Consider the following 732-nt stretch of genomic DNA (forward strand, 5'->3'; position numbering starts at 1 on the left):
AGCACTCACTGTCTGACTCCCGGAACTAAATCTATGGCATTCGGAGTTTGACTGAGCTTGGTAACCCTTGCGGGCCCCGCACCCAATCAGTGCTCTACCTCCACGATTCTTCTTTCCGAGGCTAGCCCTAAAGCTATTTCGGGGAGAACCAGCTATCTCCGGGTTCGATTGGAATTTCTCCGCTACCCCCACCTCATCCCCGCATTTTTCAACATGCGTGGGTTCGGGCCTCCAGTGCGTGTTACCGCACCTTCACCCTGGACAGGGGTAGATCACCCGGTTTCGGGTCTACGTCCACGTACTTATTCGCCCTATTCAGACTCGCTTTCGCTGCGGCTTCAGCTCTTCACCTTAACCTTGCACGGGAACGTAACTCGCCGGTTCATTCTACAAAAGGCACGCCATCACCCCTAAATTGGGCTCTGACTTCTTGTAAGCACACGGTTTCAGGATCTATTTCACTCCCCTTCCGGGGTGCTTTTCACCTTTCCCTCACGGTACTGCTTCACTATCGGTCGCCAGGGAGTATTTAGCCTTGGCAGATGGTCCTGCCGGATTCATACGGGGTTTCACGTGCCCCGCACTACTCGGGATCCGTCTCGGAGGGAACAAGTTTTGAACTACAGGGCTTTTACCTTCTCTGGCGGGCCTTTCCAGACCTCTTCATCTAACCGGTTCCTTTGTAACTCCATGTGAGACGTCCCACAACCCCAAGGAGCAAGCTCCTTGGTT

General features: G+C 54.0%; 1 rRNA gene. It reads right to left on the bottom strand.

Annotated elements, in window-relative coordinates:
- Positions 1-732, bottom strand: a 23S ribosomal RNA gene (locus tag ACU1JV_RS28020); the annotation flags it as partial.

Source organism: Paenibacillus sp. T2-29 (genome assembly GCF_052921365.1).